The following is a 21,430-nucleotide window of genomic DNA, read 5'->3' on the forward strand; positions in this document are numbered from 1 at the left end:
TGCATGTTTTTCCTGCGTCTATTGTTCCGCTTCGGGATCGGCCACCAGAATACGGCCGCAATATTCGCAGATGATGATTTTCTTACCTTGGCGGATGTCCACCTGACGCTGGGGCGGTATGCGGTTGAAGCAGCCGCCGCACGCATCGCGCTTTACCGTTACCACGGCCAGGCCATTGCGTACATTGCGGCGAATACGCTCGTAAGCCGTCAGCAGGCGTTCGTCGATCTTCGCTTTTACTTTCCCTGCCTGGGCGTCGAATTCCGCCACCTGGGGACGGGTCTCCTCCTCGATGCTTTGCAGTTCATTTTTCTTGGCTTCCAAATCAGCCATGCGTTCCCGGCCCAGCGCCTCGGCTTCGTCGAGCAGCAGTTTCTTGCTCTTGATGCCCGCCGCATACTCTTTCAGACGCTTGTCGGCCAGTTCGATTTCCAACTCCTGGTATTCGATTTCCTTGGTAATGGCGTCGAACTCGCGGTTGTTGCGGACATTGTTCTGCTGTTCCTTGTAGTTGCCGATCAGGATTTTAGCCTGATCCGTCTCGCGCTTGCGCTGCTTGGTCAGGGTGTTGAGTTCCTCGATCTCGCCGTTGATCTTGTCGATCCGGGTCTGCATGCCGGCCAACTCGTCTTCCAAGTCCTGCACTTCCAGCGGCAGGTCGCCCTTGACCTTGTTGATTTCGTCGATCTTGCTGTCGATCCGCTGCAACTCGTAGAGCGCCAGAATCTTCTCCTGCATCGAATAGTCCACTTCGGCAGTCTTCTTCTGTGTTGCCATATATGTTGTTCGTATAATTTTTAGACTTTAGAGCCAATAATTCACCGGATTGCGCGAATGCTTACTCTTGCGAACCGCAAAGGTAATCAAATTTTTCGATAAAATATCAAATAATAGTTCGATTGCACAATATTCGCTCTCGAAATGGCCTACGTCGGCCACCGTAAGCGCCCCGTCCGGGGTCATGAAATCGTTGTACTTCAGATCCGCCGTCACATAGATGTCGGCGCCCGCCGCCCGGGCCTGGCCGATGAGCGACGCTCCCGCTCCCGTGCAGACAGCCACCCGGCGCACTTCGGCCCCGACCAGCGCACTGTGGCGGATGGCACGCACGCCCAGCGTCTCCTGCATGCGGCGCAGGAACGCCTCCGTCGGTATCGGCGCCGGCAGTTCGCCCACCACGCCGAACCCCGTCCGCGCTCCCGGCGCCGAGGGTTCCAGCACCTCCAGCCGCTCCACGCCCAGCCGCTCCGCCAGCCGCCAGCTCATGCCGCCCGGCGCGCTGTCCAGATTCGTATGGCAGGCATAGAGCGCCACGCCGCTCCGGATCGCCCGTTCCACGCAGCGCTGCACCATGTCGGCCGAGTTAAAACGTTTCAGCGCATGGAACACGATCGGATGGTGGGTCACGATCATGTCGCACCCTTCGCGCTCGGCTTCGTCCATGACCTCGTCGGTCACATCCACCGCCAGCAACACGCCGTGTACCTCGTCGTCCGGGCGCCCCACGATCAGCCCCGCATTGTCGTACGACGCCTGCCACTCCAGCGGTGCGAAACGTTCTATCGCATCGGTTATATCCTTGATTTTCATAACACGCAACTATCTTGTTCCGGATATCGCCTCCCCGGAATCCGGATATCCGGCTTCTTAAAAAGCATTCTCCCCTATCAAAACAGCGATTGTTCATAGAAGGCGAACAACTCCTTGTTGTCCCCCTCCTCCGACTTGCGGCGCACACGGCGTCCTGCCGGCTTTGGCGAACCGGGTTCCGCGACCCCGGCGCCGGACGTCTCCGGCTCGAACTTCACCACCGCCTTCGTCCGCAGGCGCGGCGCCCGCGGCTCCTCGGAACGTTCTTCCGGCGCCGCGTCATCCGCCACGATCCCCTCGCCCCCGGCCTTGAGGTCTTCGCGCACCTCCTCCAGCAGCGCCCGGATGTGCCGCAGCCGCGTCATCAGCTCCGCATCGCGGCGCACCTCGTCGCACGCGCCTCCGCGGCGCCGCTTCATCGCGCGTTTGGCCCCCTCCAGGGTCATGCCGCGTTCCTTGACCAGATGATAGATCACTTTCAGATGTTCCACATCCTGCACCGTGAACAGCCGGTTGCCTTTCTTGTTGCGTTTGGGTTGCAGCACGTCGAACTGCGCCACCCAATAGCGCAGCAGCGACGCTTTCACATCGAACATCTCGGCGACCTCGCCCATCGAATAAAAAATCCTCTCTGCCAAAACGATATGAATTCAAAGTTTCCGGCCTTCGACCGCCGCCCGCATCCGTCCGCAGGCCCGCCGCCCGAAGGTCTCGCAGTTCGCTTATTGTTTGAGTATCCGTAAAGCACTCGGATACATATTATTGACACGCCTATCGATGCGTTTGGCGAATCCCAGTGCACGCCCCTGCGTGCAAATCAGGTTCAGCCCCTCCGTCAAGGCGTCGGGCCGCATGTCGCCGCGCCGCAGATAGTCCAGCGCCTCCTCGCGGGAGACTTCCGCCACCGGCAGTGCTCCGCGGTCGAGTTCCGCATAGAACGCCAGAGCCGGTTCCGGACGCAGGCGCCCCTTGAACACCTGCCCCATGGCCACTCCCGAGCAAATTACCGGCAGTACCTCCGAGAGTTGCCGCACCGCGTCGGCCTGCGCCGCCGGCCAGCCGTAAAGCGTTCCCGCCACCGACGCGAACCGCATCTGCTCCGGACGCAGCACCCAGCGGCTCAATTCGGCCGCGGCCGCCTTGTCGATTTGTCCGAAAACCGTCCTGCAAGCCTTCGGCGTCTTCATCCGGCCCTCCGCATCGGGTGCCTTGCACGCCACGGCCGCGAAGAAACCCTCGCCGCACGCCTTGTGGGGATAGAACCGATAAGTACGAAACGCCCCGACCCGCCCGCAGACGATGCCCCAGACCTCGTCCGTCGCGGGAGCCGGCGCTTCCGCCACCTCGTCGCCCGCCCAAGCGAGCATCCGCTCCAACGTCCCCTCGTCCTCTTCGCGGTTGAAGGTGCAAGTGCTGTAAATCAGACGTCCGCCCGGTTTCAAGGCCCGCCACGCCTCGCGCAGAATCCCGTCCTGCCGGGCCGCACAGAGACGCACGTTATTTTCGCTCCACTCCTCGCGGGCACCCATGTCCTTGCGAAACATCCCTTCGCCCGAACAGGGGGCATCCACCGCCACCACGTCGAACCAGGCTTCCAGATCGCCCAACGCCCGCGGTTCGCAGCAGGTCACGGCCACATTGCCCGTGCCCCACTTGCGCACGTTGTCGGCCAACACCTGCGCCCGCCGGCGGTCGATTTCGTTCGCCACGACCAGCCCCTGCGGCCCGGCCAACGAAGCATAAAGTGTCGTCTTGCCGCCCGGCGCCGCACACAGATCGAGAATCCGCCGCCCCGCCGCGTCGCCCGCCAACAGTCCCACGAACTGCGAGGACGCCTCCTGCACATAGTAGGCGCCCGCATGGAATGCGGGGTCGAACGTAAACTGCGGACGTTCGGCAAGATACCACCCGTCCGCGCACCACGGCACCGGCTGTGCAGCCCCCAGCGCACACAACAGCTCCTCCGCATTGCCGCACTTGGCGCCGTTGAGCCGCACGCTTACCGGCGGCACGCCGTCCAGCGCCGCGCACAGCGCTGCACCCTCCTCGGCCCCCAACTCGCGCAGCACCCGCTGCACAAACTCCGCAGGCAGCGCCATCGGCTCAACGTTGGGTATTCAAAGCATCGATCCGGGCGCAGATCCGCTCGAAGACGGACGCATCCGACACGAAATCCTCGTGATCCTTGTCGATTACCAGCATGTCGCCCTCGTAGATCGTGTCGATCCAATGGTTGTACTTGCCGTTGAGCCGTTTCAGATAGGCTTCGTCGATGTTCATCTCGTAGGCCCGGCCGCGCTTGCGTATCTGCGAGATGAGCGTCGGGACGCTCGCCTTGAGGTAGATCAGCAGATCGGGCCGCGGAATCAGCGAGGTAACCAGCCGGAAGATCTTCATGTAAGTCTCGATATCGCGCGAAGCCATCAGCCCCATCTCGTGGAGGTTGTCCGCAAAGATGTGTGCATCCTCGTAGATCGTGCGATCCTGGAAGATCACGCCCGAGCCGTTGTCGGCCAACATGTCCATGGTCTGTTCGATGCGGCTGCCCAGAAACGAGATCTGGAGGTTGAACGACCAGCGGTTCATGTCCTCGTAGAAGTCGCCGATGTAGGGGTTGTTGCTCTCTTCCAGATAGGCCTTGGCCTTGTAGCGCTCGGTCAGCATTTGGGTCAGCGTCGTCTTTCCGCTTCCGATGTTACCAGCAATGGCGATATACATAATACGTAATTATTATAAAAGTCAGTTTCTTCGGGTCAGGTTATCCCGGGTGTTTCGGGTTATTTTCGGGTATCGGTCTCCGCAGGAGCATTTTCCGCCATGAATCGCTTCATGTCTTCGATCGCCTGGCGGCCGTTGACCAGACGGGGCACTTTGTTCTTGCCCCGCGCCCGCATCCAGGCCAGAAACATGCCCGGAGCTACCGGCTCGATCCGCTGCACGTCGAGCGTCGTGCGGCGCTTGGCGTCGTAGTCCGAATTTACCGCGCGCAGCGCTTCGTCCAGCGCCGCCGCGAAAGCCCCCATATCCGAGGGTTCGCGTTCGAACTCTACCAGCCACTCGTGGGCGCCCCGCTCCTCCAGCGACATGTAGCACGGCGCCACGCTGTACTCCGCCACCGCGGCGCCCGTGCGGCGGCATGCCTCCAACAAGGCCCGGTCAGCGTTGTCGACGATCAGCTCCTCGCCGAAAACATTGATATACTGTCTTGTGCGCCCCGCAAAACGGATGCGGTAAGGATCCGTCGAGGTAAATTCCACGCGGTCGCCGATCTCGTAGCGCCACAATCCGTTGTTCGACGTGATGAGCATCGCATAGCTGCGGCCCGCCTCGACCCCCTCCAACGGCACGATGCGTTCGCCGTCGCGGAATTCATAGTAGGTGCCATAGTCCAGCATCAGCAGCATGTCATCGCGCTGCGGCTCGTCGGCCAGGGCGAAAAAGCCCTCCGAAGCGTTGTAAGTCTCCATGTAACGCATCCGCGACGAGGGGATCAAGGCCTCGAACGATCTCCGGTAGGGAGCGAACTCCACCCCTCCGTGGGCGAAAAGTTCCAGTTCGGGCCACACCTCCAGCAGATTCTTCTTGCCCGTGTATTCCAGCACCCGGCGCATGAGGGCCAGGTTCCACGACGGCACCCCGGCGAAAGCCACGATGCGCTCGCCCGCACACTCGCGGCAGATCGCCTCGGCCTTGCGGTCGAAATCCGCGATGATCGCCGTCGCGCTCTTCGGCGCCCGCACCCAGCGGCTTACCAGCGCCGTTTCGCGGATCAGCAGCGCCGACAGGTCGCCGACCAGATTGCGCCCTTCGCGCCGGCACGAGCCGCCCAGAGTGAGGGTCTTGCCGTCGAAAAGTTTCGTATGCGGATCGGCCGCGGCGACCAGTGTCGCCAGATCGCGCATGCCCAGCGTGTGGTTGTGCCACAACGACCGGCGCGTCACAGGGATGTACTTGCTCCTATCGGAGGTCGTGCCCGACGATCGGGCGAACAGGTCTACCCGCCCGGGCGCCGTCACGTTTCGTTCGCCCGCCATCATCCGCCCGATCCACGGCTTGAAGGCTTCGTAGTCCGACACCGGCACCGACGCCGCGAACCGCTCCGGCGTGCGAATCGCCGCCACGCCGTATTCTCGGCCGAAAGCCGTGCCGCGCCCCCGCTCCAGCAGCTCGCGCAGCATCCGCTCCTGCGTCCGGGCCGGGTGGCGGCGGAAAAAGTCGATGGCCCGCATGCGCTGCGAGAACCACAATCCGGCTATTTGGCTGCGTAAAGACACGTCGTTGAGTGCTTAATTGAAAAAATATCCGATCTTGCCCACCGATGCCGGCATGGCGAAGACCACCGCCCGGTCATAGGGATTCAGCTCCATGTTCTCCACGGCGATGAACACCTTGTCGCCGCGCACGATGCCGCCCACGATCGCATCCTCGGGCAGCCCCAGGTCGCGGATACGGGCCTTGGTGGCCGGCGAATTGGGCTTGACGATGAATTCCAGCACCTCGGCGTCGCTGCCCGTCAGGCATTTGATCGCCTGCACGTCGGTCGACATCGTGAAGCGGAAGATATTCGACGCCGTGACCAGTTTCTTGTTGATGATCGTGTCGATGCCGATCGACTCGGCCAGATCGATATAATTGAGGTTCTCGACTTCGGCGATTACCTTTTTGACCCCCATCTGCTTGGCGAGCATCGCCGCCAGGATGTTGGTTTCGCTGCGCCCCGTCACCGCCACGAAAGCGTCCATGTTCGACAGCCCCTCCTCCATCATGGCCTCCGTGTTGCGTCCGTCCTCGTTGATGATGAGCGTCTTTTCGAGCGTCTCGGCCAGACGATAGGCCTTGTCGGCGTTGTAGTCTACCAGCTTGATGTTTACCTCGTCCTGCAACTCCGTGGCAATGCGGATGCCGATGCGCGAACCGCCCAGGATCATCATGTTATTGATCTCCACATTCTTGCGTCCCGAAAGTTCCATGACCTCGCGCACGGCGTCCTGCCGCGCGATGAAGTAGACCATGTCGCCGTCCATGAACCGTTCGCCGCGCCGCGGGATGATCGTCTGCCCGCCCCGCGTGATGGCCACCGTGCGGTAGCTCAACGGCGTCTCTCCCTCCTCGAAGCCGGCCGGCTCGCGCCCCACCAGCGGCGAAGCCGGTTCCAGGCGGAAGACCACCAGCGAGAGCTTGCCGCTCGAAAAATCGACATATTCCGTCGTCGACGTATGGCCCAGCAAGTTGATGACCTCGCGGGCCGCCACCTTCTCGGGATAGAACAGATAGTCGATGCCCATGTCGATGAACACCTCCTTGTTGTTAGGCTCAAGGTATTCGTTGTTATCGATGCGGGCGATCGATTTCTTGGCTCCCAGTTTCTTGGCCAGCATCGCCGCCACGATGTTGTCGTTCTCCTCGTGGTTCACAGCGATGAAGAGGTCGCAGCGCCGCACCGACGCCTTGCGCAGCACGGCGAACGTCGTCGAGTCGCCCTCCACGGTAATCACGTCTGCCAGGCTCCCTACCTCCGACAGCAGTTTCTGATCGCCGTCGACGATAGTGATGTCGTGGCCGTTGCCGCTGAGCATCCGCGCCAGATGGCTGCCCATCTCGCCTGCACCCGCTATTACGATTTTCATCTTCGCATTGTCGTTTTTCCTTTCCGCGTTCCGCACGTCCGACCGCATGGCACTTGCCGCCCGTTCTTCTCCGCACGCCGCAGAATTCTACCCGCACGAGGCTGCACCGAAAGACCGATGCGTGCCGGCGGGGCAACATTTTTGCAATTTATTTTACAAATGTATACATTTGTCGGCGAAAGCCAAAATTTCAGTCGCAAAATTCCAATATCATGCCGTCCTGGTTGATCGTCATACTTTGCACCGCCGCCGCCGTAGGGTTGTTCGTCGTAGGCATGTCGTTGACACTCCTATTCAAAGGTCATCACATCGACTCCGAAATCTCCACCAACAAGAACATGCAGCGCCTGGGCATCAAGTGCGCTGTACAGGAGACCCGCGAAGCCGACGGCACGGCCGACTGTCGCCCCGGACACGACGACCTGCCTGCCGGATGTTCCGGCAGCTGCGGATCCTGCGACATCGGGCACAAAAAATAAACGGAGGATCAAGACTCCGTCTTTCCGAACCGACCGATCCGCCCCGGGCAATCCGCTCGGAACGGCCCAATCCACCCAGAACTACCCATTCCGGGTATTCCGCTTCGGAACCACTCTCCGGGCACCCTTTCCCAGAACGATCTATTTTTCATCGCGGCGCCTTGCCCCCGGCCGGGCCGCAGCCGGTTTCACACCTTGCAATACTTCGACCGGCAGACGAACCACGGATTGCGCAGGTCTTCCTCGTTGTAGCGCAGCTCCCGCCCTTCCGGCAGCGAGCGCGTCGCGCCGCCCGCTTCCGCCAGGATCAACTCTCCCGCCGCCGTATCCCATTCATAGGTGTGCGTCGTGCGGACATAGTAATCGACGCTGCCCTCCGCCAGCAAACAAAATTTGTACGAGCTGCCCTGCTCCACCACGTCCAGATCGGGATATTTCTCGCGCAGCCCGGCGATATGCTCGTGCGTCTCGGGCGTCTGATGCGACCGCGACACGGCCACGCGCAGGCCTCCTCGCTCCGCCGCACCTTCGAAAGGCAGCGGACGGAATCCCTCGACGATCCGTTCGTAAGAATAGTCCGCCGCGGCATCGGGCACAACATGCTCCTTAAGAAAAGCTCCCGCACCCCGACCCGCGATGTACATCTTTTCGTAATACGGCACATAGATTACCGCCCCGATGCACACGTTGTTCTCCATCAAGGCGATGTTTACCGTAAATTCGTTATTGCCCTTGATGAACTCCACCGTTCCGTCCAGCGGGTCGACCAGCCAGTAAAGTTCCCAGTTGCGGCGTTCGTCGTAGCGCATTTCGCGCCCCTCCTCGCTCAAGACCGGGATGCGTGTCGGCCCCAAATACTCACGGATCGTCTTGTGGGCCAGCCGGTCGGCCACCGTGATGGGCGTGCGGTCGATCTTCAGGCTGATGTCATAGTCGTCCAGATTCTTGTATACTTGCATGATCGAAGCACCCGCCCGCACCGCCGCATTGAACAGCGATGCCAGCAGATGCGCCCTCACCTTGTCATTTATCATCGTCGCTTGTTTTTGGGAATCGTCGTTCTTCCTTGTCATGGTAAAGTTAGCAATAATTTACGAGAGTGTGAAATTTTTCACACCGAATTTACGTCCTTTCCCACGCCATATTTTCGCACCCCGCAGCTCCACGGCCGTTCCGTCCGTCGCCGCCAGCCGCGTGAGCACCCAAGCGCACTGCAAAACCGCCGCCCCAAGGAGCAGCACGACCATTCCCCACCGCTGCATGACCGCTGCCGCCACGACTCCCGCCGCCAATAGACACGCCGCCAAACCAAGTTCTCTCTTTTTGCCTGCCGCCGCAAAACGCCGCTCGTACAACACCGGTTCCCACAACGTCCGGCGACGACTGCGCGGAATCTTCCGCCCCGCCCGTTGGCCGAAACCGCCCGCTGCCGACACCGCATCGCGGTTCAGCAGCACCTCCGCCTCGCCCGGCCACGAGCGCACCGCACCGATCGTCCCCGGTTCCGCACCGCCCAGCACCTCGGCCAGCCGCTCCACGGCCCCGGGAATCAACCGCTCGGCCCCATGCACGGGCAACAGCCAATCGTAGGTCGCCACCGACGCCGCGGCATCGAAATCCTCCTCCTGCGTCGTCTCCTCCCGGTCGAGCAACACCAGCCGGCGATAACACCGTTTGCGCGACCGCCACATGCTCCGCACACCGCGGGCCGGGAACTCATCCGACGGCACATGCTCGACCCGAATCATCCGGTAACGGTCGACCAGCCTCTCGAAGCAGGCGGGATAATGCGCCGCATCCACCACCGCAACCACTTCGTAGCGCACCAGCTCGGTCGAAAGCAGATTTTCCACCTGCCCCGACTGGCGTACGCCGCTGCACAGCACCGAGATGCCCGGCCCGTCGCCGGCCGCCAGCGCCGCCCCGTGTCCTCCCAGAGCGAGCCGCCGCGCATTCCGCGCCCGCATGGCCAAAGCCAGCACCGCGCAGGCCCATGCCATCGCCCCCATCGTCAATATGACCACGACCGTCATCATGCCAAACATCGCTTATACGACTTTACCATCGTTTCATAATAGCCGCACTCCCCCTCATCGAATATCCGATGCAAAAAGCGCGGCGCATAGTCCTCGCACACCATGCAGCGGAGCAGCACCCGCCGCTCCGACGCGCTCATCCGCCCCACGCAGTCGCGCACCTCGCGGCGGATCAACGGCCGCCGCAGCATGCAGAGCGTCCGCAAGGCCTCTGCATCGAGTTCGGGCGTCCGGGCATCGGCCAGCATCCGCAGCAACAGCGGCTCGGCCTCCTCGATACCGAACTGCCGAACGATGCACAGCCCCACCCGCCGCAGATTGCTGCAAGGCGAAGCCACCAGCGGTTCGTAAGCTACCGGCAGCACCCCGCGCCGCAGCAACGCCATGATCTGCGCCGTCTCCGATTCGGTCAGCGGCCACGCATAGTCCGCCAACAGCCGCAGAGCCGACATCGGCTCTGCCGCCAGCCTTACTGCCAACGCCTGGAAGCGCACGCTCCGGTTGCGGCTCCTGCCGTAATGCACCACACGCCGGGCTACCGTTCCATCCACGGGCAACGACGCCAACAGCGCAAGATAACGCGCCCGCCGATAACCCTGCGCACGCCGCACGTGCCGCAGCAGCCACCTGTCCAAGCCATAGGCCTTGACGATCCGCCGCAACACCGTCATGTCCAACCCGTAAGTCATCGCCGCCACCCCGGCCAGCGTCTCCGCAAGCAACAGCCGGGCACCCGCGCGGCGCAACATCGGGAAACGCGGCACCGCTCCGTCGTCAGCATACAGCGCGAACATCACGATATGCAGGTACCGCCGCCGCAGAATATCGTTGCGCCACAACTCGCGGCGCCGGCGCAGGGTCTCGACCAGCAACATGACCAGCAACACTCCTGCCGTAGCAGCCGCAATCGCCGCACATATCATATAAAAGGAATTCATAGCCGCATCCGGGTCAAATTATCGGCCACCTTGGCCCGCAAACGCTGCAAGCTGATCGGGAAAGTCATATATTGGTCGACGCCGCATTCCAGCAGGCTCAACACCGTCCGTTCGGCCTGCTGCCATGAAATCGCATAGATCGCCGGGCGCCGCAGCCCCTCGGGACGCAGCCGCCCGATCAACTCGCGGCCGCAGAAGAAAGGCGCCGTGCGCAGCACGATTACCAGGTCGAACAGCACGCGGGCGCACAGACTCTCCATCGCTTCGCCGCACCCCGAGCAGCGCACCTCGGCGCCCAATCCTCCGAGCGCCAGACGGATCAGTTCGCGGGCGAATTCATCGTCAGAAGCTATCAATATCCGTTGCATGACACCTCTCCGGCCTTGTTGCCGGACGCGCCTACCCGGCCCAAAACCATGCCAGAGGCCCGCCGGCAGAAAAAAAGTTCCCGGGAGTGTTGTTTATACGATAAATATGCGTATATTTGCACCTCGAATTATGTGTCAAAACATAACCATCGCATTACATGTACGTTATAGTAGAGATTGCAGGTCAGCAATTCAAAGCTGAAAAAGGTCGGAAACTTTATGTTCACCGTCTCCAGGGCGAAGAGAATTCGTCCGTAAGTTTCGACAAAGTCCTGCTCGCAGACAACGACGGTCAGGTTAAAGTAGGCGCACCTGTGGTAAAAGGCGCCTCGGTAAAGTGCAAGATCCTCAAGCACCTGAAGGACGACAAGGTTTTGGTCTTCAAGAAGAAGCGTCGCACCGGCTACCAGAAATGCAACGGTCATCGCCAGTATCTGACGCAGATTCTCATCGAGGATATCGTTGCGTAACCCTTTAAAAACTGAATCAACATGGCACACAAGAAAGGTGTAGGTAGTTCGAAGAACGGCCGTGAGTCGGAAAGCAAGCGACTCGGCATCAAATTGTTCGGCGGTCAGTTCGCAAAGGCGGGCAACATCATCGTTCGCCAGCGCGGCACGGTGCACAATGCCGGCGAGAACGTTGGCATGGGCAAGGATCACACGCTCTTCGCCTTGGTCGACGGCACGGTCTCGTTCTGCAAAAAGAGCGAGGGCAAATCCTATGTGAGCATCACTCCGCTGAGCGAGTAGCACAGCGTCACGCATCAAAAACGAAGCGTTCGGTTTCCCGAACGCTTCATTTTATTTTGATACCCCGGCAAAGTTTCCTACCACAGCCGAGCCGGCAATTTCCCCTCGCAGCTTTTCCGGCAAGAGCGGCAGTTTTTCCGCAACTTTTCCTCGCAACGGACTTGCGAATCTTTAAAACGTCGGTTTAGACACTCCCGCCCGACAAAATACCAGCAAACTTGCTTCTGCTCTCGCTTATTCGTATCTTTGACTATGTCTTAGATACTCCGCCTCAACAAAATCCAAACTCTGTTTGGTTTTGTATTCGGCTTATTCGTATCTTTGGCTTCGCCCAAGATACTTCGTTTCGGCAATGCTCAAATAAATTTGGCATTGCACTCAACTTATTCGTATCTTTTTGCTCCGTCTCTTTCTTACTCCGCAATCACGCCCGAGCCGACCAGTTCGTCGCCATCGTACCACGCAGCGAATTGCCCGGGAGCGATGCCGCGCTGCGGCACGTCGAACACAACGAATGCCCCCTCCGCCCGTACATGGAGCGTCGCATCCTGCAACGGCTGACGGTAGCGGATACGCACCCGGAAGCGGGCCTGCCTGCCGACCGGAACGGCACGCAAGGGATCGAGCCAATGTATTTCCGACGGTTCGATACGCAAGGCCGGGCGCCACAACCCCGGATGCGCATCGCCCTCGCCCACATAGATCACGTTCGCGTCGACGTCCGTCGCCAGAATGAAAAGCGATTCCCTGCGGCCGCCGATCCCCAGTCCCTTGCGCTGTCCGATGGTGTAGAAGTGGGCGCCGTTGTGGGTGCCGATCTTCTTGCCGTCGCGCACCGTATAACGCCACGGCGCCGCCAAAGCAACAAGGTCTTCGAGCGAAGGATCACCGGCCGCCGGCGCTCCGACGGTCGATTTTCCGGCTGCCGATTCTTCTGCAAGCGGGATGCCGGCCGGCCCTCCGACCGTCGAACCGCCGATCGTCATCCCGCCGTCCGTATTTCGGCCACGCCGGGAGTATTTTGGCCACGCCGGGAGTATTTCGTGTATGTTTCCCTGTTTGGCAGTTAGTTTTTGTTGCAGGAATACCGGCAGGTCGACTTTGCCCACAAAGCAGATGCCTTGCGAATCCTTGCGTTTGGCCGTCGCGAGTCCTTGCTCCTCGGCTATGCGCCGCACCTCGGGCTTGAGCAGCCCGCCCACGGGGAACATGGCGTAACGCAATTGTTCCTGCGAAAGTTGACACAGAAAATAGCTCTGATCCTTGTTCGGATCGGTGCCGGCCAGCAGTTTGTAGTGCACCGCACCGTCGGCGTCCGTCTCTTCGGCCTTGCGGCAATAATGCCCCGTAGCCACGAAATCGGCCCCTAACTTCAGCGCCTCGCGCAGGAAGACGTCGAACTTGATTTCGCGGTTGCACAACACATCGGGATTGGGCGTGCGACCGCGTTCGTATTCGGCGAACATATAATCCACCACGCGTGTGCGGTAGTCGGCCGAAAGGTCGACCACATGCAAAGGAATATCGAGTTTCTTGGCCACCAGTTCGGCAAAAAGCCGGTCGTCGTGCCACGGACAATCGCCCTCCAGGGTGCCCGTCGTGTCGTGCCAGTTGACCATGAAAAGGCCCACGACTTCGTGCCCCTGCTGCTTGAGGAGCCACGCCGCCACTGACGAGTCCACACCGCCCGAGAGTCCTATCACTACGCGTGCCATCTCAATCCAATTCTAAAAGTCCCGCGGGCAGCACGAACCGGATCGTGCGGCCCTCGAAATCGATATGCCCGATGAACTCCTCCACGGCAGGCACCAGCACGCGGCGGCGGTCGATCTCCAGTTCGAACAGCGGGTTGGCCTCGCTGTCGTAATAATCGACCAGCGTCCCGGCCACCGCCCGATGCGACACCCCGTCGTCCGTCGCGACTTCTTCGGCCTCGACGGCGAACCCGATCAGGTCTTCCATGTAGAATTCATCGTCGTCGCCCGGCTCCGCACGCTCCGCCACCCGAAACTCCAGCCCCAGCAATTCGCCGGCCCGGCGGTCGGTGTCGATATCGGCGAACGCCGCCACAGCGCCCGTCTGTCCGCGGCGCTCGAAACGCTCGCACCAGAGGGGCACCTCCAACCCGTCGATCATGACCAGCAGCGGCATGGTCTGCGGATCGAAGTCATCGGGAAATCCGGCATGCAACGAGAGCATCACGCCCCCCTCGGTGCCGAAAAGTCTATTGATCCTACCTGCAAGAAAGTCCATTCGTCAAGTTCGATCTGCATTGCAACATCTACTACGCCGCCGGGGCATCGTAACACCTCGAAACTGCGGCTTCTCTAAATCGATTCCGATTAAAACGAAACCCGGCAAATCTCCCGTCGTGGGGAAATTTGCCGGGAATCGATCTATACGGCCGATGCCTTATTCGGCAGCGGGAGTTTCGGTTTCGGGAGCAGCCTCGGCAGCCTCTTCGGCAGCGGGAGCCTCCTCGGCGTTCTCGGCGGCAGCTTCCGCTTCGGCCTCCTTGGCAGCAGCTTCGGCAGCAGCCTTCTTCTCGGCGATGGCTTTCGCACGATCCTCGTTTACCTTGGCTTCGGCAGCCAGACGAGCTTTCTCGGCCGACTTGGCATCGGTAGCCAGCTTGTTGGTCTTGGCCTCGATCTTGCCGTTCTTGGCATCGAGCCATTTGTTGAAGCGGGCCTCGGCCTCGGCCTCGGAGAACGCGCCCTTGGCCACGCCGCCGAGCAAGTGCTTCTTGTAGAGAACGCCTTTGTACGAAAGAATAGCCCGACACGTGTCGGTAGGTTGTGCGCCTTTCTGTAACCAACCCAGGGCTTGCTCGAAGTTCAGGTCGATCGTAGCAGGATTCGTGTTGGGGTTGTAGGTGCCCAACTTCTCGATGAATTTACCATCACGTGGCGCTCTGCTATCTGCGGCAACGATGTGGTAGAAAGCGTAGCCTTTCTTACCATGGCGTGCCAGACGAATTTTAACAGCCATTTGCTATAAAATTGTTATACGGTTAATAAAAACGCTCAGCCTATACGGGCTATCAAGCGTGCAAATGTAGACAAAATATTCCTGCCGGCAAAATAAATCGCAGAAAAAAAACTGCCGCACCCCGACGAATCGCACGCAGAGAGACGAAATTATAAAAAACTTTTCGTACCTTTAACTTCGTATCAAGATACTCTCGCTCGGCAAAATACAAACTTCGTTTGCTTTTGCGCTCGCTTATTCGTATCTTTGTCCGATCGAAACGGAGGACAAGCGCCTCCGGGCCGACGGTTCCGTAGCTCAGTTGGATAGAGCAACAGCCTTCTAAGCTGTGGGTCGAGCGTTCGAACCGCTCCGGAATCACGACGACGGAAAACAGCCTTGGGATAGCCCTGAGGCTGTTTTTTCATATTCCCGAACCGATCGAAGCCCCCGCTCCGGCCATTCACAGCGTACGGCGCTTCGCCATCGCCTTTCCGTGCCGAAGGGGTTCGTCGGCTTCCTGGCTCTGGAACCCGAATATCATCTATAATACGTTCCTTGCCAATGGGCTGCATTGCCGGCCGCATCGCGCACGATGAGCTGCACGCTGTGGACGGTATGCGTGGGCGCCGTGTCGAAAACATGTTCCAGCCGTCCTTTCATAGGATAGCTGTCGCAGGGCACCCATTCATCATCGATGCGCAGCGTGTAAGACGCTACGCCCGAGAAATTGTCGCTCACACGAAATCCGAGCGAAGGCTGGCGCGAAAGATCGGCCCCCGACACGAACCGCGGGACGATGGTCGGCGGCAGGAAATCGGCCGCCACGAACAGCGGGTCGGACGTATAGGTCGACGCGCTGACCACCCCGTCGTGGAACGTACCGCCCGCATAGGCCGCCTTGCCTTTGGGCGTCAGGCGGGCCAGCGAGGCGTGGAGCCGTAGGTGCTCGGGCACCTCCGCACGGATCGAGACGGTCATCATGCGGCGCAGCGGCGTGGCGGCAGGCAGTACGCGGAAAGCCGGCGAGAGCACCACCACCCCCGAGTCGACCGCCGGCGCAGCGACTTGCTGGGGCCGGCAGGCGACCGTCTCGTGCAAGGCTCCGGCAGGAATCCGCGCCGTGAGTTCCGGCCCGCACTTCAGAATCGTGACCCCGCCGGGCCGCGCGATCCGGGCCATGGTGTCCGCTTCGGCCCGGAATTCTTCTTCGCGCCCGCATACTGCGAACTCCAACGTAGAAATATTATCGCTGTCGTCCTCGACTTCGATGCCCAGCCGCCGCATCTGGCCCGGTTCGGCGCGGATCACTCCGCGGTCGGTCATCGTCGTGTAGAAGCAGTCGGGGGCGGCCTCCAGTTGCGCCAAACGGATCGCCTCGTTGCGGGTGGCGATCTGCATAGGATAGCAGCTCACGGCATCGCAGCACCGCGAGCGGTCGAACGTGAAACCGTCCATGCGATACTCGAAATAGGGTTCCCCGTCGATCCGGGCCGTCACGCGCCACACCCCGAACGTGTTGTGCACGCCGTTGCGGCGGTCGGTCGTCTCGACCACGAAATAGCCTTTGCGGCCGACCGGCACCGGTTCGCTGCGCGTAAGTTTATAGTTCCCCTCGCTGAGCCGCACGGCTGCATAGCTCTCGGCCTTGCGGTGCACGCACAGTCCGCCGGGCAAGGAGTCGATCTCAATGTAGTGCACCTTGACGATCCGCGGCGCCAACGTGTCGGCCGGGCGGATGATGCCCTCGTGCACGATGTTGTAGAGCCGCTGCGTCGGCGTGTCGCGCACTTCGAAATGGAGGTGCGGCCCCATCGACGAACCGCTGTTCCCCGAAAAACCGATCGGGTCGCCCTGCGCCACGGGCCAGGCTTCGGGGCCGAAAAAAAGGTTGAGCCGGTTTTTGCACTGGGTGCGGCGTTCGTGGGCAAGATATTGCTCGATGTCGTCGCGAAAACGCTGCAAATGACCGTAGACGGCCGTCGTGCCGTTGCGCAGGGTCAGATAGATGGCCCGACCGTAGCCGCCGGGCGCCACCGAAATGCGCGACACATACCCGTCGGCCACGGCCACCAGCGGCTTGCCCTCGACACCGCCCGTGCGGATGTCGACGCCGGCATGGAAATGGCCGGGCCGCATCTCGCCGAAGTTGGCCGAGCAGCTCCCGTCGACGTCGCAGACCGGATAAACATAGTCGGCAGGGTCGAGCGTCTGCGCCCGGCCGGCGGCTGCGAACGCCACAAAACAGAGGAATATCAGAAATCGTTGCATAATTCGGAGTCTCCTACAAGCGAAACGACCGTATCGATCACGGTTTCGTAGTCATAACCGAGCGAAAGGCCGTAACGTATCAATTTGGTTTTCAATTCATAGGGCGTGTCATGCCTGACCGTGCGGGACTTGCGTTCGAGCTGTTTCCGCAGACGGTCGGCCATCTCTCCGCGGTCGGTCTGGGCCAGCGCCGCGTCGATCGTCGCACGGTCGATGCCCTTGCGCTGCAAGGCCGCCCGTATCTTGTACTCGCCCCAGCCGCCAATCCGGGTTTTCTCGCTCACGAAGGCCCCAGCATAGCGGCTGTCGTCGATGAACCGTTCGCGGACAAGCCGCGCCAGCACTTGCTCGATGTCGTGCTCCGCCAGCCCCCAGCCGCGCATCAGACGCCGGGCATCGCCCTCGCACTTCTCGGCCCGGGCGCACAGCCGCATCAAGGCCGCCGACGCTTGGTCGGGTGTCTTGGCCCGCTTGGGCCGAGAGTCGGTCTGCGAGGAGGCTTCAGGATGTTTCCTTATGCGAGTCGGGCGCATAGCATTCGTGGTTTACCATACATATCTTGCCGCAGACGGATCGCATCGTACCCCTCATCGGCAAGCATCCGCATCAGGTCGTCGCCGGCCTGGTGGTAGATCTCAAAATAAAGCTTTCCTCCCGGTTCCAGCATCCGCCGGCCGGCCCGGGCGATGGCCCGATAAAAAAGCAGCGGATCGTCGTCGGGCACGAACAGCGCTTCAGCAGGTTCGTAGTCGCGCACATTGGAGTGCATCGCCGCCCGGTCGCACTGCGGAACATAGGGCGGGTTGGAGACCAGCAGGTCGAACCGCCCGGCGAAGCTCCCCGCCAAATCGCCCAGCGCATCGGCCTGCCTGAGAATCACTTTCGCGCCCAAGGCACGGCAGTTCTCCGCCGCCACGGCGAGCGCCCGGGGCGAAATGTCGGCGGCGAAAACCTCGGCCCGGGGCAGTTCCAGTGCCAGCGTAGCGGCGATACAGCCGCTCCCCGTGCCGATATCGAGTATGCGGCGGGCCTGCGGATCGTCGGCAATGATCCAGGCCGCCAGCTCCTCGGTTTCGGGCCGGGGAATCAACACCCCCTCGCCCACCGCGAAGCGCCGGCCAAGAAACTCGGCGCCACCTATAACATATTGCACGGGCCGCCCCGCGGCGAGCTGGTCGATCACGGCGTCCAGCCCCTCGATCCGGAGTGCAGCCCCGGGGTCGGTCAGCAAAGCGGCCACCGGCAGCCCTGCCAGCTCCGAAACGCACGTCAAGGCAATGCTGCGGGCCTCGCGCGCGTCGTACAGCGGCACAAGCGCCGCGGCTATGCGGTCAATGATGTCGCGTCGGGTCGTCATCTTCGCAAATCGGCCAGAGCTATGGCGACGGCAGCCTCCACAACCGCAGCACCGCGCAGGGCTACGCACACGTCGTGACGCCCCCCGACGATGAGCGGTTCCACGCGGCCGGTCGTCCGGTTGAAAGTCATCTGCGGCCGGGCGATGCTGGGCGTGGGTTTGAAAGCAGCCCGTACGACCAGTTCGTTGCCGTCGGAAAGTCCCCCGACGACACCCCCGGCATGGTTCGACGCCGTGGTTCCCGCAGCATCGAGGATGGGATCGTTGTGCTGCGACCCCCTCATGCGGGCGGCCGCAAATCCGCTGCCGAACTCGACGCCCTTGACGGCAGGCACGGCAAAAAGCAGGTGGGCGACCCGGCTTTCGAGCGAGTCGAAAAACGGCTCGCCCCACCCCATCGGGATGCCTCCGACGCGGCATTCGACCACCCCGCCCACCGAATCGCCCTCGGCCGTCGCCTCACGCAAGATTTCGTCGAAGCGGAGCGGGTCAGCGCAACCGCCCATTTCGGCAATGCGGGTGGCAAAGGTCAGCGTTTCGGGCAATATCTTTTTGGCCACGACACCTGCCGCCACAAGCGCCACGGTAAGCCGGCCCGAGAAATGGCCGCCGCCCCGCGGATCGTTGAACCCGCCGAAGCGCTCCTGCGCCACGCGGTCGGCATGCGAAGGCCGGTCGTGTCCGGCCGTCGCCGCATAGTCCTGCGACCGGACATCGCCGTTGGGGAAAACGAGGGCCAGCGGCGCTCCGGTGGTCAACCCGTTGTAGAGACCCGCCGCGAACTGCGGCACGTCGGCCTCCCGCCGGGAGGTCGTGCCCGGAGCACCGGCCTGCCGCCGGGCCAGATCGCCAGCGAAATCTTCGGCCGAAAGCGCGATGCCGGGCGGCACGCCGTCGATCGCCACGCCGACCTGCGGCCCGTGGGACTCGCCCCACAGGGCGATGCGGAAATGCTCTCCGAAACGGTTCATACGCAGATATGCTGAAGATCGCGGAAGAAATCGGGATAACTCTTGGCCACGCACCCGGCATCGCGCACGACGACCGGCCCCGAAGCCCTCAAGGCCATGACTGACAGTGCCATGGCGATGCGATGATCGCCGTGGCTGTCGACGACGGCCGCACGCACCTCGCCGCCACGGATGCGCAGCGTGTCATCATCGCCGAAATCGACCTCGATGCCCAAGCGCCCGAACTCCTCGCGGATGGCCTCGGCCCGGTCGCACTCCTTGTGACGGAGCCGCGAGACCCCGCGGATGACGCTCGTTCCCTCGGCCGAAGCAGCCAGCACGGCGAGCGCAGGAAAGAGGTCGGGACACTGCGAAGCGTCGAATTCGAATCCGCGCAAGGGCCGATGTGCGGCCGTGACGGAGTGCGGCTCGTCGATGATGGCGGCGCCGGCCCGCACGAGCGCCTCGCAGACGGCCGTGTCGGCCTGCCGCGAGAGCATCGAGACGTTGCGCACGGCGACCTCGCCGGCAACGGCCCCGGCCACCAGCAGCATGGCGGCGGCGCTCCAGTCGCCCTCGATAGCGAAATCGGTGCCGCGGTAATGCTGTCCGCCGGGGATGTAGAACTCGGAGAAGTCGTTGTGGCAAATAGTGACGCCGAAGTACTCGGCAGTATGTACGGTCATATCGAGATAGGGCACCGAGACGGCCCGGTCGACGAAGATCGTGGAATCGCGGGCGGCCAAAGGCAGGGCGAGCAGCAGCCCCGTAATGAATTGCGAAGAGACGGAGCCGTCGATCCGCACGCAACCGCCCTGAAGCGGCCCCTGCACCTCGAAAGGCAGCAGTCCGTCGCTGTCGGCCGCCCGGGCGCCCAACTCCCGTAGGGGTGCGGTCATCATCGCCATAGGACGCTGCAAAAGCGACTTTTCGCCCTCGATACGGAGCGTTTCGTGCCACAATGCGGCGATGGGCGTAAAGAGCCGGGCGGCAAGGCCCGATTCGCCGACGCCCAACACCCCGCCGCGGGGTTTCAATCCCCCGCGTACGGCAAGCGTATGCTCGTCGACGCGCTCCGTTGCAGCCCCCAGCATCTCGATGCACCGCAGGGCGGAGCGGGTGTCGTCGCAGAATCCGACGTTATGCAGAACAGAGGTCTCCTCCGAGAGCAGCGATGCGGCCAAGGCGCGCTGGGCATAACTCTTGGAACAAGGGGGCGTCAGCGCGCCTGCGACGCACCCCGGCATGAACGTGATGTCCATCATTCCCGCCCTCCCCGGTTCTTCATCTCCTGGGTCAGCTGATGGCTGCGCTTCAGCTCGAAATGCTGCCCCAGATAGACCTTGCGCACCATCGGATCGGCAGCCAGTTCTTCGGCCGAGCCGGTCTTCAGAATCTTGCCCTCGTAGAGCAGGTAGGTGCGGTCGGTAATGGCGAGCGTCTCATCGACGTTGTGGTCGGTAATGATGACGCCGATATTTTTATGCTTGAGCGTGGCCACGATCGACTGGATGTCCTCGACGGCGATCGGGTCGACGCCGGCGAACGGTTCGTCGAGCAGGATGAATGCCGGGTTGATCGCCACGGCCCGGGCGATCTCGGTGCGGCGCCGCTCGCCGCCCGAAAGCTGAATGCCGAGGCTCTTGCGCACTTTCTGGAGACGGAACTCTTCGATCAGAGCCTCGACGCGCTCGTTCTGGTACTCCTTGGAGTAGTCGGTCATTTCGAGCACGGCGCGGATGTTCTCCTCGACGGTCAGCCGGCGGAATACGGAAGCCTCCTGGGCCAGGTAGCCGACCCCCAGCTGGGCGCGCCGGTAGACGGGCAGCGACGTCAGCTCGGCGACCTCCTGCTTGTCGTTCTCCAGGAAGATCCGCCCCTCGTTGGGCTTGATCAGCCCGACGATCATGTAGAACGTGGTGGTCTTGCCGGCTCCGTTAGGCCCCAGAAGGCCGACGATCTCGCCTTGGTTGACGTCGATCGACACGTGGTCGACCACGGTGCGCGACTTATATTTCTTCACGAGCTGGCTGGTATATAAACGCATGGCAAAACAACTTTTACATCCTCATCCCCTCCTCGCCCGGACGCT

At 61.8% G+C, this 21,430-nt stretch carries 23 protein-coding genes and 1 tRNA gene; 4 read left to right on the top strand and 20 right to left on the bottom strand.

The genetic code is table 11. The features are described 5' to 3' along the window. Positions 1 to 18 precede the first annotated feature (18 nt). The 7 genes from QZ298_RS02120 to trkA all read right to left on the bottom strand — a co-directional run bounded on the left by QZ298_RS02120 (position 19) and on the right by trkA (position 7,217). Positions 19 to 777 carry a C4-type zinc ribbon domain-containing protein gene (locus tag QZ298_RS02120; RefSeq protein WP_296005073.1) on the bottom strand — a complete coding sequence of 253 codons (759 nt, stop codon included), beginning with the start codon at positions 775 to 777 and terminating at the stop codon, positions 19 to 21. 27 nt (positions 778 to 804) lie between these two features. Continuing rightward, positions 805 to 1,590 (bottom strand): Nif3-like dinuclear metal center hexameric protein, encoded by a 786-nt coding sequence (locus QZ298_RS02125; RefSeq protein ID WP_296005074.1) that lies wholly within the window; start codon positions 1,588 to 1,590, stop codon positions 805 to 807. Between the two features lie 77 nt (positions 1,591 to 1,667). Beyond that, complete coding sequence (locus QZ298_RS02130) at positions 1,668 to 2,228, bottom strand: MerR family transcriptional regulator (protein WP_296005075.1); 561 nt, start codon at positions 2,226 to 2,228, stop codon at positions 1,668 to 1,670. Between the two features lie 84 nt (positions 2,229 to 2,312). Then, entirely contained in the window at positions 2,313 to 3,689 is a 1,377-nt protein-coding gene (locus QZ298_RS02135; protein WP_296005076.1) for an rRNA cytosine-C5-methylase, read from the bottom strand. A gap of 4 nt (positions 3,690 to 3,693) precedes the next feature. Next, the gene (locus QZ298_RS02140) at positions 3,694 to 4,308 is read right to left on the bottom strand and encodes a deoxynucleoside kinase (RefSeq protein WP_296005077.1); all 615 of its coding nucleotides are present in this window, start codon (positions 4,306 to 4,308) and stop codon (positions 3,694 to 3,696) included. 59 nt (positions 4,309 to 4,367) lie between these two features. After that, positions 4,368 to 5,864, bottom strand: a complete 1,497-nt coding sequence (locus QZ298_RS02145; protein ID WP_296005078.1) for a GH3 auxin-responsive promoter family protein — start codon at positions 5,862 to 5,864, stop codon at positions 4,368 to 4,370. Positions 5,865 to 5,876: 12 nt separating this feature from the next. Beyond that, on the bottom strand, positions 5,877 to 7,217 hold the full coding sequence (trkA, locus tag QZ298_RS02150; RefSeq protein ID WP_296005079.1) for a Trk system potassium transporter TrkA: 1,341 nt from the start codon (positions 7,215 to 7,217) through the stop codon (positions 5,877 to 5,879). Between the two features lie 212 nt (positions 7,218 to 7,429). On the opposite strand from trkA, the gene QZ298_RS02155 reads away from it, so the two are divergent. Next, positions 7,430 to 7,696 (top strand): hypothetical protein, encoded by a 267-nt coding sequence (locus QZ298_RS02155; protein ID WP_296005080.1) that lies wholly within the window; start codon positions 7,430 to 7,432, stop codon positions 7,694 to 7,696. 188 nt (positions 7,697 to 7,884) lie between these two features. Here QZ298_RS02155 and cysQ read toward each other — a convergent pair whose 3' ends face one another. Genes cysQ through QZ298_RS02175 form a run of 4 tightly spaced genes read right to left on the bottom strand, consistent with a single transcriptional unit; the run spans position 7,885 to position 11,038 of the window. Then, positions 7,885 to 8,730, bottom strand: coding sequence for a 3'(2'),5'-bisphosphate nucleotidase CysQ (cysQ, locus tag QZ298_RS02160; RefSeq protein ID WP_296005081.1), 846 nt, complete (start codon positions 8,728 to 8,730; stop codon positions 7,885 to 7,887). Positions 8,731 to 8,787: 57 nt separating this feature from the next. Then, positions 8,788 to 9,741, bottom strand: coding sequence for a hypothetical protein (locus tag QZ298_RS02165; protein WP_296005082.1), 954 nt, complete (start codon positions 9,739 to 9,741; stop codon positions 8,788 to 8,790). Then, on the bottom strand, positions 9,729 to 10,670 hold the full coding sequence (locus QZ298_RS02170; protein WP_296005083.1) for a hypothetical protein: 942 nt from the start codon (positions 10,668 to 10,670) through the stop codon (positions 9,729 to 9,731). Before QZ298_RS02170 ends, QZ298_RS02165 begins: the two co-directional genes overlap by 13 nt. Next, positions 10,667 to 11,038, bottom strand: a complete 372-nt coding sequence (locus QZ298_RS02175; protein ID WP_296005084.1) for a response regulator — start codon at positions 11,036 to 11,038, stop codon at positions 10,667 to 10,669. The genes QZ298_RS02170 and QZ298_RS02175 overlap by 4 nt, the downstream gene beginning before the upstream one ends. A gap of 158 nt (positions 11,039 to 11,196) precedes the next feature. On the opposite strand from QZ298_RS02175, the gene rplU reads away from it, so the two are divergent. Both rplU and rpmA read left to right on the top strand, forming a co-directional pair. After that, positions 11,197 to 11,508 carry a 50S ribosomal protein L21 gene (gene rplU, locus QZ298_RS02180; protein WP_296005085.1) on the top strand — a complete coding sequence of 104 codons (312 nt, stop codon included), beginning with the start codon at positions 11,197 to 11,199 and terminating at the stop codon, positions 11,506 to 11,508. Between the two features lie 21 nt (positions 11,509 to 11,529). Beyond that, positions 11,530 to 11,790 (top strand): 50S ribosomal protein L27, encoded by a 261-nt coding sequence (gene rpmA, locus QZ298_RS02185; protein WP_296005086.1) that lies wholly within the window; start codon positions 11,530 to 11,532, stop codon positions 11,788 to 11,790. A gap of 413 nt (positions 11,791 to 12,203) precedes the next feature. Here rpmA and mnmA read toward each other — a convergent pair whose 3' ends face one another. From mnmA to QZ298_RS02200, 3 genes are all read right to left on the bottom strand, one after another. Next, complete coding sequence (gene mnmA / locus QZ298_RS02190; protein WP_296005087.1) at positions 12,204 to 13,505, bottom strand: tRNA 2-thiouridine(34) synthase MnmA; 1,302 nt, start codon at positions 13,503 to 13,505, stop codon at positions 12,204 to 12,206. A 1-nt stretch (position 13,506) separates the two neighbouring features. Then, positions 13,507 to 14,043 carry a 16S rRNA processing protein RimM gene (locus QZ298_RS02195; RefSeq protein WP_296005088.1) on the bottom strand — a complete coding sequence of 179 codons (537 nt, stop codon included), beginning with the start codon at positions 14,041 to 14,043 and terminating at the stop codon, positions 13,507 to 13,509. 159 nt (positions 14,044 to 14,202) lie between these two features. Beyond that, a complete protein-coding gene (locus QZ298_RS02200; RefSeq protein WP_296005089.1) occupies positions 14,203 to 14,781 on the bottom strand; it encodes a 30S ribosomal protein S16 in 579 nt (192 codons plus the stop codon). 286 nt (positions 14,782 to 15,067) lie between these two features. On the opposite strand from QZ298_RS02200, the gene QZ298_RS02205 reads away from it, so the two are divergent. After that, a tRNA-Arg gene (locus tag QZ298_RS02205) sits at positions 15,068 to 15,141 on the top strand. Positions 15,142 to 15,300: 159 nt separating this feature from the next. On the opposite strand, the gene QZ298_RS02210 is transcribed toward QZ298_RS02205, so the two are convergent. The 6 genes from QZ298_RS02210 to lptB are packed head-to-tail and all read right to left on the bottom strand — an operon-like array spanning position 15,301 to position 21,385. Further along, a complete protein-coding gene (locus QZ298_RS02210; protein ID WP_296005090.1) occupies positions 15,301 to 17,031 on the bottom strand; it encodes a M23 family metallopeptidase in 1,731 nt (576 codons plus the stop codon). Further along, positions 17,016 to 17,564 (bottom strand): regulatory protein RecX, encoded by a 549-nt coding sequence (locus QZ298_RS02215; protein ID WP_296005091.1) that lies wholly within the window; start codon positions 17,562 to 17,564, stop codon positions 17,016 to 17,018. The genes QZ298_RS02210 and QZ298_RS02215 overlap by 16 nt, the downstream gene beginning before the upstream one ends. Then, entirely contained in the window at positions 17,546 to 18,388 is an 843-nt protein-coding gene (gene prmC / locus QZ298_RS02220) for a peptide chain release factor N(5)-glutamine methyltransferase (protein WP_296005092.1), read from the bottom strand. The genes QZ298_RS02215 and prmC overlap by 19 nt, the downstream gene beginning before the upstream one ends. Then, complete coding sequence (locus QZ298_RS02225; protein ID WP_296005093.1) at positions 18,385 to 19,359, bottom strand: chorismate synthase; 975 nt, start codon at positions 19,357 to 19,359, stop codon at positions 18,385 to 18,387. The genes prmC and QZ298_RS02225 overlap by 4 nt, the downstream gene beginning before the upstream one ends. Further along, positions 19,356 to 20,600, bottom strand: coding sequence for a 3-phosphoshikimate 1-carboxyvinyltransferase (aroA, locus tag QZ298_RS02230; protein ID WP_296005135.1), 1,245 nt, complete (start codon positions 20,598 to 20,600; stop codon positions 19,356 to 19,358). Before aroA ends, QZ298_RS02225 begins: the two co-directional genes overlap by 4 nt. Further along, the gene (lptB, locus tag QZ298_RS02235) at positions 20,600 to 21,385 is read right to left on the bottom strand and encodes an LPS export ABC transporter ATP-binding protein (protein WP_296005094.1); all 786 of its coding nucleotides are present in this window, start codon (positions 21,383 to 21,385) and stop codon (positions 20,600 to 20,602) included. Before lptB ends, aroA begins: the two co-directional genes overlap by 1 nt. Positions 21,386 to 21,430: the final 45 nt, after the last annotated feature.

Source organism: uncultured Alistipes sp. (assembly GCF_910580175.1).
Lineage (GTDB): Bacteria > Bacteroidota > Bacteroidia > Bacteroidales > Rikenellaceae > Alistipes.